Consider the following 14,986-nt stretch of genomic DNA (forward strand, 5'->3'; position numbering starts at 1 on the left):
GCCCCTTACTTCTTATGCCGGATACGCGGGTTCACCACGCCATACAGCAGGTCGACCAGCAGGTTGACGAGAATAATCATCGTCGCCACCAGCAGAACCCCGCCCTGCACAACTGGATAATCGCGGCGCTGTAGCGCATCGATAAGCCAGCGGCCTAAACCTGGCCACGAAAAGATGGTTTCGGTCAGAATGGCGCCCGCCAGCAGCGTGCCCACCTGCAGACCAATCACCGTCACCACCGGCAGCATCGCGTTGCGTAGCGCATGGATGACAATCACCCGCATGCGGGTCAACCCCTTAGCGCGTGCGGTACGGATGTAATCCTCGCCAAGCACTTCCAGCATCGATGAGCGGGTCATACGCACGATCACCGCCAGCGGAATCGTACCCAGCACGATGGCGGGAAGGATCATATGCATTAAGGCATCAATAAAGTCGCCCTGCTCGCCCCAGATGGCGGTGTCAATCAGCATAAAACCGGTCAGCGGCAGGGTATCGTCAAGGAATACCGTATCGCTGATACGCCCGGAGACCGGCGTCAGATTCAGCTGCACCGAAACCAGCATAATCAGCATCATGCCCCACCAGAAGATAGGCATCGAGTAGCCGGTCAGCGCCAGCCCCACGGCAGTGTGGTCAAAGATGGAGCCGCGTTTTACCGCAGCCAGCACGCCCACCGGAATACCGACGGCGACGGCGAAAATCATCGCGCAGACGCCCAGTTCGAGGGTGGCCTTGAAGCGAGGCACAAACTCTTGCCACACGGGAATTCGGCTTTTCAGCGAGATCCCTAAATCACCGTGCAGTACGCCCCAAATGTAATGGGCATATTGCTGCCACAGCGGCTTATCAAGGCCCATTTCGGCCAGCAGCTGCGCGTGACGTTCAGGGGAAATACCACGTTCGCCCGCCATAATCATCACCGGATCACCGGGGATCATATGAACGAAAGCAAAGGTGAGAAGGGTAATACCGATAAATGTCGGGATGACGAGTCCCAAACGTCGGAGAATAAACTGCAACATAACCCGGATTCTCTATAGTGACGCCAGGCCTGGTGACAAGGCGTCTGTATTGCTCACAAAAGTACTCCCCGAATAGCGGGAATACGCCCCCCGCCTCTCCCGCGCGGGGAGAGGGGGTCAGGCATCGTGCTTATTATTCGACAGAGACGTTATCGAAGTGGTGTTTGCCAAGCGGATCAACCACATAGCCTTTGACTTCTTTACGCACTGGCTCGTAAACGGTGGAGTGAGCAATGATCAGCGCCGGAGCCTGGTCATGCATCACTACCTGAGCCTGTTTGTACAGTTCAATACGCTTGTTGTGGTCGTCGGTGGCGCGTGCCGGTTGAATGAGGTCTTCAAACGGCTTATAGCACCAGCGAGAGTAGTTAGAGCCGTCTTTCGCCGCGGCGCAGCTGAACAGGGTCGCGAAGAAGTTATCTGGATCCCCGTTGTCGCCGGTCCAGCCCATCATCACGGTCTGATGCTCGCCCGCTTTCGCGCGTTTCAGATACTCGCCCCACTCGTAGGTGACTATCTTGGCCTGTACGCCGACTTTCGCCCAGTCGGCCTGGATCATTTCAGCCATACGGCGCGCGTTCGGGTTATACGGACGCTGTACCGGCATTGCCCACAGGTCGATGGTGAAGCCTTTTTCCATGCCCGCTTCTTTCAGCAGCTGCTTCGCCTTCTCAGGATCGTAGGTGTAGTCTTTAACGTCATCGTTATAGCCCCACATGGTCGGCGGGATCAGGTTCTTCGCCGACTGGCCGGCGCCCTGATAAACGGCTTTGATGATCGCTTCTTTGTTCACCGCGTAGGTCAGCGCCTGGCGAACTTTGACGTTATCCAGCGGTTTTTTCTCGGTATTGAAGGAGAGATAACCCACGTTCAGACCCGGCTGTTCCAGCAGGTTGATGTTTTTATCTTCCTTCATGCGCGCGATGTCAGCCGGGTTCGGATACGGCATCACCTGGCACTCGTTTTTCTGCAGCTTGGCGTAGCGTACGGAAGCGTCCGGAGTGATGGAGAAGACCAGACGATCGATCTGCGGCTTGGTGCCCCAGTAGCCCGGGAAGGCTTTATACAGAATGCGCGAGTCTTTCTGATACTGCAGCAGCTGGAATGGGCCGGTGCCGATTGGGTTAAGGTCTACTTTTTCCGGCGTGCCGGCTTTCAGCATGTTGTCGGCATACTCTTTCGACAGAATAGAAGCAAAGTCCATCGCCAGGTCAGCGAGGAACGGCGCTTCCGGGCGAGTCAGCACGAACTGGACGGTATTATCGTCCACTTTCTTCACTTCGCTAATCAGGTCCTGCAGACCCATCCCTTCGAAGTACTCATAGCTGCCGCCAGAGACTTTATGGTACGGGTTTTTGTCATTTTTCTGGCGGTCGAAGGAGAACACCACGTCGTCGGCATTCAGCTCGCGCGTTGGTTTAAAGTCTTTATTATCCTGCCACTTCACACCTTTACGCAGGTGGAAGGTATAGGTTTTACCGTCCTCGCTGACATCCCACTTCTCAGCAAGACCAGGAATAACTTCAGTCGTACCGGTTTTGAATTCAACCAGACGGTTATAAATAGGCACCGAACTGGCGTCATAGGTGGTACCCGAGGTGAATAGCTGTGGGTTAAAGCCTTCCGGCGAACCTTCAGAACAATAAACCAGGGTTTTAGCTTGTACGCTTGCGGCAACGGTCATGGCGACCAGGCTCAGACCAAGCTTCAGCATCCCTGACTTTTTCAAGGAAATACTCATTATTCTGCTCCAAAACTGTGATGTTGTTTGCATATAGCCGCCAGACCTTTATTTATTTTTTACCCGGTCTGGTCGGTGGTGCCCGAAGGCGTTGAGAGAGATGGGGATTCCGTTCGCTAAAACGACTGAGTTGCAGTACGGATTCTCCATGAAATGCCCCTCATGCCGTACAATCTGTCAACAGAATGGTTAAACGTCAATACAGCTAACCGGGTTTTGCGTCAGGGGTGAGAATCGGTGGGCAAAGATTAAAAAAACTTGGTGGCGCTATTTTCAGCAGAGAAATTTATGCTAGCGGCCATAAGCCAGAATAAACCCCTTAATAGTTTGCAACATCTGGTGATAAACAATTCTTAAAAATGGTGAAAATTTCTTCCTATGTGACCATTATGTGAGCGATTAATAGCGCGAACGTTAAAACGCACAGCGGAAAATGCTGTAGTTAGCCATAAGCTTCGCGAAAAAAGATCTGTTCATCGATAAAAAAATGCAATGGAAGATGTCACAAAACAGCGAACAGCTGGCGAGATACGCGGGGAAATGCGATTTTTGTGATTATGGCGGGGTTTTCGCCCCGGCTTGCGCTGCGCTGAGCCGGGCTACCGGGTTCGTCAAACGCTGTACGGACGTAGCCCTGATAAGGCGCTTGCGCCGCAATCAGGGGAACCGCTCGAGTCGAACCTCCCCCCGGAGGTTCTCATCCTCTTCGGGCCGCAGATGCAAAAAAGCCTGCTCATTGAGCAGGCTTTTCGAATTTGGTCGGTGATAGAGGATTCGAACCTCCGACCCCTTCGTCCCGAACGAAGTGCGCTACCAGGCTGCGCCAATCACCGAATGCGGGGCGCATCTTACTGCTGGTATGCACCCCCGTCAATGCCTTATTAGCAAAAAATCAATCAAGCGGCGAGAATCTCGCCACTACTGCTATTCCTTCGCCGCTTTCGCCGCTGCCGGCACGCGACACCAGTTGTTGTTCTCATTAATCCCACCATCCGGCGAGGTATAACCAAGACAACCCATAATAGTGTCATACAGCTCAACGTGACGGTGCGGAACCTTCATTGCCGCCTGCTGCTTAAGGCGCGCAAAGGAGGCGGCGTGATCCGGGTTCTCCAGATATTTATCCGACATCCAGACCATCATCGGCACGCGGAACTGCTCCGGCGGCGCCATCATGCGCGGCGTGCCGTGCAGATGTTCGTGTTCATTAATCGACTCGCCGTGATCGGCGGCGTAGAACACGATAGCCTTTTTATCCCGCAGTTGGTCCAGCACGCTGACGATAAAGTGATCCACATAAGTGACGCTGTTATCGTAGGAGTTAATCAACTCGGCCTTCGAACATTTGCTGTCCACGCCCACACATTCCGGTTTCCACTGCGCAAAGCTGCGTGGGTATCGCTGGGTATAGTTAAAATGCGACCCCTTGGTATGGAGAATGATCAAACGCTTGCCGCTCGGGTTTTGCTCCATGCCGCGCTTCATTTCATCGACCAGCAGCATATCATCCACGTTCTTGCCGCGGTTGCGCGGCTCGGCGCCGATCTGCTCACGATAGGCGATATTGTTGGCCATCGTATTGCTGTAGAACCACATCTCGCTCTGCATCGCGTACAGGTCGCCGGCAAAGCCTAACTGGTGCAGAACAGCAAACACATTCTGCTCTTTCAGCGTTCGCTGCGGATTATCATCCGCCCCGCCCTCGCGCACGAACATACAACGCAACGACAGCTTGGTGGCGGTATCGCAAGAGGTGCCGCGGAAGGCGACAAGATTCTTCTCCTGCGCCAGCTTCGGCGTGGTATTGCGGTTATAGCCGAGTATACCCATATGATCCCAGCGGGTGGTCTCGCCGATAATAAACACCACGTACGTATCATCAAGATCCTGTGGCGCCACATAGGTAAATTTTTTCGCTGGATTAATCAGCGACTTATTATCAGACGATTCATCCACCTGCGCCCACGCGTACAGCCCGAGCGCCGACAGCCAGTTAGAAGGCAGATACGAGTTGGCAATCACGCCGCCGTAGCTTGGCATATCGACTTCTGAATTGCGCTCAACATTCTTCTGACGGACTTCCAGCAGGCGAATTGGCCCCCAGACCATCAGCCCGGCCAGCACGACTATCAGGATATTTTTCGCCCGCTGCCCCGGCGTTTTAACCTGTTGCAGCAGCGTCTTACGACAGCGGTTGCTCCAGATAAGCAGCAGCGGCAACGCACTAACAACCGCCAGCCACAAGATCAGATGCCAGCCGATAACCTCTTTCGACAGGTCAATATCGGTAGTCATCACCGAAGCGATAATGCCGTAGCCAATGACCACATTAAGGAAAGTCATGTAATAACTTGCCCCTGCGGAAAACAGCACCACCAGCGTGGCTAAGATGCGCCAGACTCGACGACCAAATAACGAGAGCAAACGCAGCAGGAAGAAGGTGACCAGCACCGTCGCCACCAGTTCCACCGCTCCGGACAACCCTTTCCAGACGGTAAACTCTTGAGCGTAACCATCGAAACGACGGAAAAACACCGCGGCGTTCATAAACCAGCCGATGTACAGCGCAAGCCAAAAGCTTAGCTTCTGCTGCGACATCGTTTTAATGTATTTCATGCAAGCAAACCTGGGAAACGAAGAGATGAAACCGCCCTGAATAAAACGATATAAACAGGAAGATTAATAAAGTGCGTCTGGGTTGGTTATCGGAAACCTCTACAAAGCGCGCTAAGTAGACCACAGCAAATGGGAAAAGTATCCGCGAGGAATGTGATTCAGCCAGATATTTACAAAATATCTGGCTGGTAAGGCATTATTAGCTTAGGAAGGGCGACGCTATCAGGCGTGGGCCTGGTGGTAAATTTCGCTTTTCGGCTGACGAATAGTGGTGGAGAGCGCCAGCGACAAAATCAGCAGAGCGAAGATGACGCAGAAGGTGACATAGAAGCCGCCGAACACGGAGGCAATCAGCGAACCGCAAATACTACCGATACCGAAGCCAAGATAAATTACACCATAGTTTTTCGCCAGGTTATTGAGGCCAAAGAACTCGCTTACCAGCGACGGGAAGACGGTAATAGTGCCGCCGAAGTTAAAGGCCACGCAGGCAATCGCCGCAAAGAAGGTCATTGCATTCAGCGGGGCGAACAGCAGGGCCGCCATACCGACCAGAGAGACCACCTGACCGATAGTAATCACGCGGATACGGGAGATCTTATCAGACAGGATGCCCAGAACCAGACGGCCGCTCAGGTTGGCGATAGAAATCACGGTAACCGCATTCGCCGCCGTCGCCACGTCGAGATGTACCATGCCCTGCGCGATATCTTTGGCGACGCCAATCACATACAGGCCGCTCATGCAGGCCGTCAGGAACATCACCGCCAGCATCCAGTACTGCGGTTTACGCATGGATTCAGCAAGGGTGAAATCATTTTCGACGACGCCGTTAGCGGTAGTGGTCGCAGGATGATTCGGCGCATCTTTCATTAGGGTGGCGCCAAAGACGATCATCACCAGTACGATAGCGCCCCAGATAACAAATGTTTTTTCCAGCCCAACCGTCGCCAGCAGGTGGCTATCGATAAATTTAAAACCGAGGCTGCCAAGGCCATAAGCGCCGATTGAGAAGGCGGAAATCAGACCTTTACGCTCCGGGAACCACTTCACGCAGTTCGATAACGTCAGTAAATATCCCGCGCCGTCCGCCAGACCGACCAGCAGGCCGGCGCTCAGCCACAGCATCATCAGGCTGTTAGCATGGGCAGTGAGGAAAAAACCGACGCCAAGCAGGATGCCGGATGCCATGGTGACGCGTTTCACGCCAAAACGTTCCTGCAATTTACCGGCAACGGAAGAGGATAACGCCAGCCCAAGACTTAACAGGCCGAAGGAAAATGCCACCTGGCTTACTGGCTCGTCCAGTTTGCTGGCCAGAGAACTATTAAACAAACTCCATGTATAAACCGATCCCAGCGCGAATTGCGTAATGATCGTGCCAATCAGCGTAAGCCAGCGGGTATATTGAGTGTTTGCAGCGTTCATAGCAGATGTCCTGAAGGATTAACTGCCGCCACAATAACCAAACCCCCATATCCGGTGGGGAAAAAAGGCATGAACTGCCATCAACGAGGAATGAAATGCATTTATGGCGGAATGAATGGCATTGCAAAACATTCATTCCCTAAATTTTCACCAACAAGTTAGTGTGCGCTATCTCACAGAAACGCGCCGTTACTGAGATTTAACAATAACGACTGCGTTTCAAATGCGTAACAAAATCATTTAGAAATTGGCGCTGACCCCCATCAGATACAGCGTATTTTCACCCGATGGCACATTATCTGCCTGCGAAAGCGTGGCCCATGCCGCCAGATGCGAACCCAGCGGCATATCGGCGCCCAACGTGACGTCGCCCCAGCTACCGTCTTTTCCGCGGCTAATCGACGCATTGTTATCGACAGAAATAGACTGGTTATAGCTTACCTGCGCCCATGGATGCACGCCCCACAGTTGCTGATAATCCATACGCCAGCCAAGCGTGTTGACATAAATACTTTCGCCCGCGCGACGCGTCGCTGGCGGCGGATTGAGATCGCTACGCAAGCTGGCGACCGGCCCGGAGGTCACGCCGCTGGCCAGTGAATAGTTCCATCCCACGCTCATGCCGTGACCTAAATCGGGCGGCGACAGCGCCTGATTTAACGCCAGCCCTGCGGGCGCTTCTGACGCTCTCATACGCTCGGCGAGAATATCTTCATAACGCGGTTGGTGATCGCTATCCCATGTATAGCGTTCGGACGTATTACTTTTTGTATCGTTAGCGATATATTCCTGTTGCCAGGCATTAGCGCCTGAAACACACGACATCCAGATAGTGATGCACGCCGGGATCAACCCACCCCGGAGGCCATTGCATTTCTTTATTATCATTAATGCGACTCCAAAAGAGCCGAATCGGCAATGTTGCTGTGTTTTTATACTCAAAATAATTCGAGCTGCCGCCCACTTCTACGCAACTTGAAGTATAAGAGTTGATGGGAAGTGGTTTCCCTGTATTAACTATTATCTTTATCTTTCAGCCGTCAAGGCGGATGAAAAAGTTTTCTGACGAAAGGGAGAGAAACATGCAACGTTGCGGATGGGTAAGCCAGGATCCTCTTTATATCCAGTATCACGATAAAGAATGGGGAGTCGCCGAGAGAACACCGCAAAAGCTGTTTGAAATGATCTGCCTGGAAGGCCAACAGGCGGGGCTCTCGTGGATAACCGTTCTGAAAAAACGTGAAAACTATCGTCAGGCCTTTCACCAGTTTGACCCGGTTCGCGTAGCGGCCATGGATGAAGCAGACGTCGAGCGCCTGCTACAGAATGCGGGCATTATCCGCCATCGGGGAAAGATCCAGGCCATCATCGGCAATGCGCGGGCGTTTCTCGCCATGGAAGCCAACGGTGAAGCATTCAGCGATTTCGTCTGGTCGTTTGTCGATAATCAGCCGCAAATTACCCATGCGGCGACACTCGCCGAAATCCCCACCACCACACCAGCCTCCGATGCGCTATCTAAGGCGCTAAAAAAGCGCGGCTTTAAATTTGTCGGCTCCACTATCTGTTATTCATTTATGCAGGCCTGCGGGTTAGTCAACGATCATGTGACCGGCTGCTGTTGCTACCCCGGGAGACCAGCATGATCCAAAAATGGGATGCCACGGAGACCGGCCCGCTACTCGAGTTATGGCTGGAAAGCACGATTTACGCGCATCCGTTCATTGCTGAAAGCTACTGGCGGGAAAGCCTGGAAGTTGTGCGCGATGTCTATCTTCCCGCCGCCGCCACCTGGGTGTGGCAGGAGAATGACGCACTGAAAGGGTTTATCAGCGTGATGGATTCGCGCTTCGTCGGGGCGCTTTTCGTCGCCCCGCAAGCGATCCGCCACGGTATCGGCCGCGCGCTGCTTGATGAGGTCAAGCAGCACTACGACTGGTTAAGCCTGGAGGTCTATCAGAAAAACGTGCGGGCGGTAAATTTCTACCACGCGCAAGGTTTCCGTATAGAAGACTGCGCATGGCAGGACGATACTCAGCACCCAACCTGGATTATGCATTGGCCGGCGGATCAAATGCGCTAAGCGCCAGCGCGGGTCCATCGTATTTTTCCAGCCATGCCAGCGCCGTATTCCCGGCGCAACCATTGCCCAGACGCGAGGTCGGAATATCTTTCGTCAGCACGTTCACCGCGCCGTTTTTGCATATGCCGGCATCGGGGTCGATATCCGGCCACGCGCCTTCATGCAGGCAAATCACCCCCGGACGAATGCCTTCCGTGACCACCGCGCCAGCCAGTACCTGACCGCGCGAATTCCACACCCGCACCAGATCGCCGTCGGCGATATTGCGCGCCTGAGCGTCCAGCGGATGGATAGTCAGCGGTTCGCGCCCGGCGACGGCATAGCGTTCACGCAGCGAAGTCTGGTTCAACTGGCTATGCAGGCGGTGCGCCGGATGGGCGGAAAGTATCTGCAGCTGACCCACCTCGGCGTTGCCGTGCCACTCGTCAGGTTCGAGCCACATCGGGTGCGGCGGACAATCGGCATAGCCAAACCCGGCAATGGTCGGCGAGTGAATTTCAATTTTTCCGCTCGCGGTTTTTAACGGGTTAGCCTGCGGGTCTGCGCGAAATGCCGCGAAGCGGGAGAAACGGGCGTTATTCGGGTTTTCCGGCATTTCAATTAGCTGGTTCGCTTGCCAGAATTCGGTAAACGGCGGCAGCGTCACTTGCTGCTGCGCCCCACGCTGGGCGGCAATCTGGTAGAAGGTCTCCAGCCATTGCAAATCGTTTTTTCCTTCGGTGAAGCGTTCGCGGCCGCCCGCCTCCCAGCGTTCGCTCAGATCGGCAAAAACATCGAAATCGTCGCGCGCTTCATCGCGCGGCGCGACCACCCGCTTCATCGGCACCAGATGCTGATTGCTGTAGTCGCCGGTCATGGTCAGATCGTTACGCTCAAACGAAGTGGTCGCCGGTAAGACGATATCAGCATGGCGCGCGGCGGCGGTCCAGAAGCATTCGGAAATCACAATCAGCTCCGGCTTCTGCCAGGCCTGAATCAGGCGGTTGGTATCCTGATGATGGGTAAAGTTGGCGCCGCCCGCCCACCAGATAAAGCGGATGTCGGGAAAGCGCCGCGTCATCCCGTTGTGCTGATAGCTTGCGCCGGGGTTTTCCAGGGCCTCAACGATGCGGGCAACCGGGATTTTTTCCACCGCGTCTACGCCGCCCGCTACACTGCCCTGCATGGAGGCCAGCACTGCGGCGCGGCGCGTGGGATTGCCGCCGTTGGCAAAGTGGTAAGAAAGACCAAAACCGCCGCCGGGCGTGCCAATCTGCCCCAGCATCGCCGCCAGCGTCACCAGCATCCAGTGTTTTTGCTCGCCAAACTGCTGGCGCTGCATGCCCCAGCCGGACATCAGCATAGTGGTGTTTTCGTGGAAAAGTTTCGCCAGTTCGCGGATTTTATCCGCCGCTACGCCGCAGATTGCCGCCGCCCATTCGGCGGTTTTGGCGACGCCGTCGCTTTCACCACTCAAATAGCGGGCGAAAATGTCATAACCGCTGGTACAGCGGGCGAGGAATTCATCGTCCTGCCAGCCATGCTCTACCAGGGTATGGGCGATCCCCAGCATCAACGCGACGTCAGTGCCCATATGTGGCGCGATCCATTCCATCGATTCGCCAAAGAAATCAACGCTTTCCGATCGCATAGGATCGATACAGATCAGCCGCTTGCCGCTCTGGCGCAGGCGATCAAACCAGGGGATCCCCTGTTCATCCGAGGCGTTCCAGGCGATTTTCAGCGTATTCAGCGGATTAGCGCTCCACAGCACCACCACCTCGCTGTGCTCCAGGATAAGCGGCCAGCTGGTTTGCTGTTGATAAACTTCATTACCGCCAACCACATAAGGCATGATCGCCTGCGCCGCGCCGGTTGAATAATCGCCGAGGTGTCCGGTATAGCCCCCGGCAAGACTCATATAGCGCTGCAGCAGGGTTGCCGCCTTATGCAACACGCCGTTAGAACGCCAGCCATAGGAACCGGCGAAAATCGACTGCGGGCCGTAGCTTTCGCGGATCCGTCGATGCTGGGCATCAATCAGATCAAGTGCCTGCTCCCAGCTTACCCGCACGAATTCATCCTGCCCGCGTACGCCCTGCGGCTGTTGCGGCGAGGCGAGATAGCCTTTTCGCACCATCGGATAGCGAACGCGAGTTTTACTATGCACCTGTTCGCGCACCGCCGTTTGCAGCGAGTTGGCGAAGGGGGTGTCCAGCGCGCCGCGGGACGAAATCACATTTTCACCATCCGTCTCCACCAGCATTGGCCCCCAGTGGGCCGCGGTTAAGATGGTTTTAGTTGCAGATGAAGTTGGCAAAGCAGGCTCCTGGGTCAGCGAATGCAGGTGTTGTGACGGTTTGTTAGTCAACCGTTCAATATTACTTACAAAAAGAGATACCCTACGGGGAATTTTCTCCGTATTCGGACGTCATAATCAACCGTCACGCTTGCGGTGGCAAAGAATAAAAAGGATTAAGGAAATAAGATGAAAAAACGCGTACTCATGATTGCTGCTATCGTTAGCGGCACACTGGCTATTTCTGGTTGTACTACCAACCCTTATACCGGCGAACGCGAAGCGGGAAAATCCGGCATCGGCGCGGGTATCGGCTCCTTAGTAGGCGCAGGCGTCGGCGCGCTCTCCTCTTCCAAGCATGACCGCGGCAAAGGCGCGCTGATTGGCGCAGCGGCAGGCGCGGCGCTAGGCGGCGGCATCGGTTACTACATGGACGTGCAGGAAGCGAAACTGCGCGAAAAAATGCAGGGAACCGGAGTCAGCGTGACGCGAAATGGCGATAACATCGTGCTCAACATGCCGAATAACGTCACCTTTGACAGCAGCAGCGCCAACCTGAAACCTGCAGGCGCCAACACCCTGACCGGCGTCGCGATGGTACTGAAAGAGTACGAGAAAACTGCCGTTAACGTCGTCGGCTACACCGACAGCACCGGCAGCAACGATCTGAACATGCGTCTGTCGCAACAGCGTGCCGACAGCGTCGCCAGCGCGCTCATCACTCAGGGCGTAGCGGCCAACCGTATTCGCACTACCGGCATGGGCCCGGCGAACCCGATCGCCAGCAACAGCACGGCGGAAGGCAAAGCGCAGAACCGTCGCGTGGAAATTACCCTCAGCCCGCTGCAGTAATCTTCTCGTTTCCGGCCCGGCAGCCTCCCTGCCGGGCAAAATGCTTGATATCGCTATTTTTCGCGCTAAGGTGTTGGCAGATTTTCAGCAAAGGAAGCCATCATGGCGAAAGCGGCGCGAGCAACCATCAGCGACGTGGCGAAAGCCGCGAAGACCGGTAAAACCAGCATTTCACGCTATCTCAACGGCGAAAAGCATCTGCTTTCCGACGATCTGCTGGCGCGGATTGAAAAAGCGATTGCCGAGCTCAACTACCGTCCCAGCCTGATGGCCCGTGGTCTCAAACATGGCCGTACCCGCCTGATTGGCCTGATCATCGCCGATATCACCAACCCTTACTCCGTGAACGTGTTAAGCGGGATTGAAGCCGCCTGCCGCGAAAAAGGCTTCACCTTGCTGGTATGTAATACCAACAACGAGGTCGATCAGGAGCTGCATTACCTTGACCTGCTGCGTAGCTATCAGGTTGAAGGGATTGTGGTTAATGCAGTCGGCATGCGCGAAGAAGGCCTCAACCGCCTGCAGCAATCCTCGCTACCGATGGTGCTTATCGACCGTAAAATCCCCGATTTCGCCTGTGATGTCGTGGGGCTGGATAACACTCAGGCCGCCACCACCGCCACCGAACATCTGGTGGAAAAGGGTTTTGAAGCGCTGTTGTTTTTAAGCGAGCCAATCGGCTCCGTAAACACCCGCCGCGAGCGCCTGGACGCCTTTCGCGCGACCCTACAGCGCTATGCTGGCGTGGTGGCGGAAAACGCCGAGGTGCCGCTCAACGACGGCGCCATGATGGATAACGTCCTGCGCCAGTTCCACGCCCGCCACCGCGGAATGCGCAAAGCGGTGATTTCCGCCAATGGCGCCCTGACGTTACAGGTCGCCCGTTCACTGAAGCGCGTTGACCTCATCTGGGGCAGCGATATCGGCCTGCTGGGCTTCGATGAGCTGGAATGGGCGGAGCTGGCGGGCGTCGGTATTACCACCCTCAAACAGCCAACCTGGCAGATTGGCTATGCTTCGGTCGAACAGGTCGTCAGGCGTATCGAAGGCGGCAGCGACCCCATCTGCGAGCGGGTCTTCTCCGGCGAGCTTATTGTCCGGGGATCAACGTCTCGTTAACGATTCATCGTGATGACGATCATAAATTAAACATCCTGGCCTTTCCTTTGGAACCGGTACCATCTAGCGTAATAGGGAGTTTAGCCCCACCACGCCAGGAGTTTGTTCAATGGCCAGAAAAATCATTGTCGTCACCGCCGCTTATGGCAACGACCACGTTAAAGCGCTTGGCGGGCAGTCCGCCGTATTACCCTTTATCGCCGGTTCCGGCGCCGATGGCGTGGAAATTCGCCGCGAGCTGTTCAGCGCGGCGGAACTGAAGCAGTTGCCGACGCTGGCGGCCGACATTGAAAAACAGGGGCTGCTGGCCTGCTACTCCGCGCCACAAGCGCTGTTCACCGACAACGGCGAGCTCAATCCCCATCTCCCGTCGTTACTTGAAGAAGCGCAAACCCTCAACGCTCTGTGGCTGAAGCTCTCCCTCGGTCATTTCATCCATAACCAACAGCTGGAGACGCTGCGCGACATTCTGAGCGCCAGCGGCATGGCGCTGGTGGTGGAAAATGACCAGACCGATTGCGGCCAACTGGCGCCGATGCAGCGCTTCAAAGCCGCCTGCCGGGTCCATCAGATGCCGGTGACGCTGACTTTCGACATGGGAAACTGGCTGTGGGTCGGCGATTCGCCGGAAGAAGCCGCGCGCCATCTCGCCCCCGCTGTCAGCTATATTCATGTGAAGGCGGCGGAGCCTCATCATGAGAAGTATCGCGCCGTCCCACCGGACCAGGCGGACGCTCGCTGGCTGGCGCTGCTCGATAACCTGCCCGCCGACGCGCCGCGCGGTATTGAATTCCCGCTGGTCGGCGACGACCTGACCGCCGTCACCCGCCATTACGTTGATCTGTTACGCGAGGATTAAGCCATGGAAAACTTAGATGTCATTACCATTGGCGAAGCCATGGCGATGTTTGTCGCCACCGAAACCGGCGAACTGGCGGAGGTTGAACGCTTTATCAAACGCGTCGCCGGCGCTGAACTGAACGTGGCGACCGGCCTGGCGCGCCTGGGGCTGAAGGTGGGCTGGGTGAGCCGCGTCGGCAACGATAGCTTTGGCCGCTTCGTGCTGAATTCGCTGGCCAAAGAAGGCATCGACGCGCGCGGCGTAGCCGTTGACGAGCGCTACGCTACCGGCTTCCAGATGAAATCTAAAGTCGAAAATGGAACCGATCCCATCGTGGAATATTTCCGTAAAGGATCGGCTGCCAGCCATCTGTCGACGGAAGATTTCCGCGCTGATTACTTCACCAGCGCCCGCCATTTGCACTTAAGCGGCGTCGCCGCCGCGCTGTCCGACAGCTCGTATGCATTGCTGGAACATGCGGCCAGGGTGATGAAAGCCGAAGGGAAAACCCTCTCATTTGATCCAAACCTGCGCCCGGTACTGTGGAAAAGCGAAGCCGAGATGGTGGAGAAACTGAACCGCCTCGCCTTCCAGGCTGACTGGGTTTTGCCAGGCTTAAAAGAGGGCGTGATTCTTACCGGCCAGCAGACGCCGGAAGGTATCGCTGATTTCTATCTGTCGCGCGGCGTTAAGGCGGTGGTGATTAAAACCGGCTGCGACGGCGCATGGTTCAAGACCGCCAACGGCGAACAGGGCGCCATCGCAGCCATTAAAGTCGACAACGTGGTGGACACCGTCGGCGCGGGTGATGGCTTTGCCGTTGGCGTAATCAGCGCGCTGCTGGAAGGCAAAACGCTGACGCAAGCCGTGAACCGCGGTAACAAAATTGGCTCGCTGGCCATTCAGGTACAGGGCGATAGCGAAGGGCTGCCCACCCGCGAAGCGCTGGGCGAATAATCTTTTCACCTAAAACAGCCGTCCTGTACCCTACATGCAGCGCGGC

General features: G+C 55.6%; 12 protein-coding genes and 1 tRNA gene. 6 read left to right on the forward strand and 7 right to left on the reverse strand.

What is annotated here, in order from left to right:
- Positions 1-5: 5 nt before the first annotated feature.
- The 6 genes from dppB to ABLU78_RS08170 form a co-directional block, all read right to left on the reverse strand.
- Entirely contained in the window at positions 6-1,025 is a 1,020-nt protein-coding gene (gene dppB, locus ABLU78_RS08145) for a dipeptide ABC transporter permease DppB (protein WP_002921786.1), read from the reverse strand.
- A gap of 133 nt (positions 1,026-1,158) precedes the next feature.
- Entirely contained in the window at positions 1,159-2,766 is a 1,608-nt protein-coding gene (gene dppA / locus ABLU78_RS08150; protein ID WP_015369230.1) for a dipeptide ABC transporter periplasmic-binding protein DppA, read from the reverse strand.
- Positions 2,767-3,522: 756 nt separating this feature from the next.
- Positions 3,523-3,599, reverse strand: a tRNA-Pro gene (locus ABLU78_RS08155).
- A gap of 91 nt (positions 3,600-3,690) precedes the next feature.
- Positions 3,691-5,382, reverse strand: coding sequence for a kdo(2)-lipid A phosphoethanolamine 7''-transferase (eptB, locus tag ABLU78_RS08160; protein WP_048229906.1), 1,692 nt, complete (start codon positions 5,380-5,382; stop codon positions 3,691-3,693).
- Positions 5,383-5,604: 222 nt separating this feature from the next.
- Positions 5,605-6,810: an MFS transporter gene (locus tag ABLU78_RS08165; RefSeq protein ID WP_020077719.1), complete on the reverse strand. Its 1,206-nt coding sequence runs from the start codon at positions 6,808-6,810 to the stop codon at positions 5,605-5,607.
- 240 nt (positions 6,811-7,050) lie between these two features.
- Entirely contained in the window at positions 7,051-7,635 is a 585-nt protein-coding gene (locus tag ABLU78_RS08170) for an autotransporter outer membrane beta-barrel domain-containing protein (protein ID WP_161799885.1), read from the reverse strand.
- A gap of 257 nt (positions 7,636-7,892) precedes the next feature.
- Between ABLU78_RS08170 and tag the strand changes: the two genes are divergently transcribed.
- Positions 7,893-8,456, forward strand: coding sequence for a DNA-3-methyladenine glycosylase I (tag, locus tag ABLU78_RS08175; protein WP_015703770.1), 564 nt, complete (start codon positions 7,893-7,895; stop codon positions 8,454-8,456).
- Complete coding sequence (locus ABLU78_RS08180) at positions 8,453-8,893, forward strand: N-acetyltransferase (RefSeq protein ID WP_015369224.1); 441 nt, start codon at positions 8,453-8,455, stop codon at positions 8,891-8,893. Before tag ends, ABLU78_RS08180 begins: the two co-directional genes overlap by 4 nt.
- Here ABLU78_RS08180 and ABLU78_RS08185 read toward each other — a convergent pair.
- Positions 8,862-11,192 carry a molybdopterin guanine dinucleotide-containing S/N-oxide reductase gene (locus tag ABLU78_RS08185; RefSeq protein ID WP_032715297.1) on the reverse strand — a complete coding sequence of 777 codons (2,331 nt, stop codon included), beginning with the start codon at positions 11,190-11,192 and terminating at the stop codon, positions 8,862-8,864. The two genes, ABLU78_RS08180 and ABLU78_RS08185, sit on opposite strands and share 32 nt — an antisense overlap.
- Before the next feature lie 168 nt (positions 11,193-11,360).
- Between ABLU78_RS08185 and ABLU78_RS08190 the strand changes: the two genes are divergently transcribed.
- The 4 genes from ABLU78_RS08190 to ABLU78_RS08205 all read left to right on the forward strand — a co-directional run bounded on the left by ABLU78_RS08190 (position 11,361) and on the right by ABLU78_RS08205 (position 14,940).
- Positions 11,361-12,023 carry an OmpA family lipoprotein gene (locus ABLU78_RS08190; protein ID WP_015369222.1) on the forward strand — a complete coding sequence of 221 codons (663 nt, stop codon included), beginning with the start codon at positions 11,361-11,363 and terminating at the stop codon, positions 12,021-12,023.
- Positions 12,024-12,125: 102 nt separating this feature from the next.
- Entirely contained in the window at positions 12,126-13,142 is a 1,017-nt protein-coding gene (locus ABLU78_RS08195) for a LacI family DNA-binding transcriptional regulator (protein ID WP_015369221.1), read from the forward strand.
- Between the two features lie 109 nt (positions 13,143-13,251).
- A complete protein-coding gene (locus ABLU78_RS08200) occupies positions 13,252-14,001 on the forward strand; it encodes a hypothetical protein (protein ID WP_020077714.1) in 750 nt (249 codons plus the stop codon).
- Positions 14,002-14,004: 3 nt separating this feature from the next.
- Positions 14,005-14,940: a sugar kinase gene (locus ABLU78_RS08205; RefSeq protein ID WP_032715299.1), complete on the forward strand. Its 936-nt coding sequence runs from the start codon at positions 14,005-14,007 to the stop codon at positions 14,938-14,940.
- The last annotated feature ends 46 nt before the right edge of the window (positions 14,941-14,986 follow it).

The organism is Klebsiella sp. JN_Kp122 (genome assembly GCF_040062085.1).
In the GTDB taxonomy this organism is placed as follows: domain Bacteria; phylum Pseudomonadota; class Gammaproteobacteria; order Enterobacterales; family Enterobacteriaceae; genus Klebsiella; species Klebsiella aerogenes.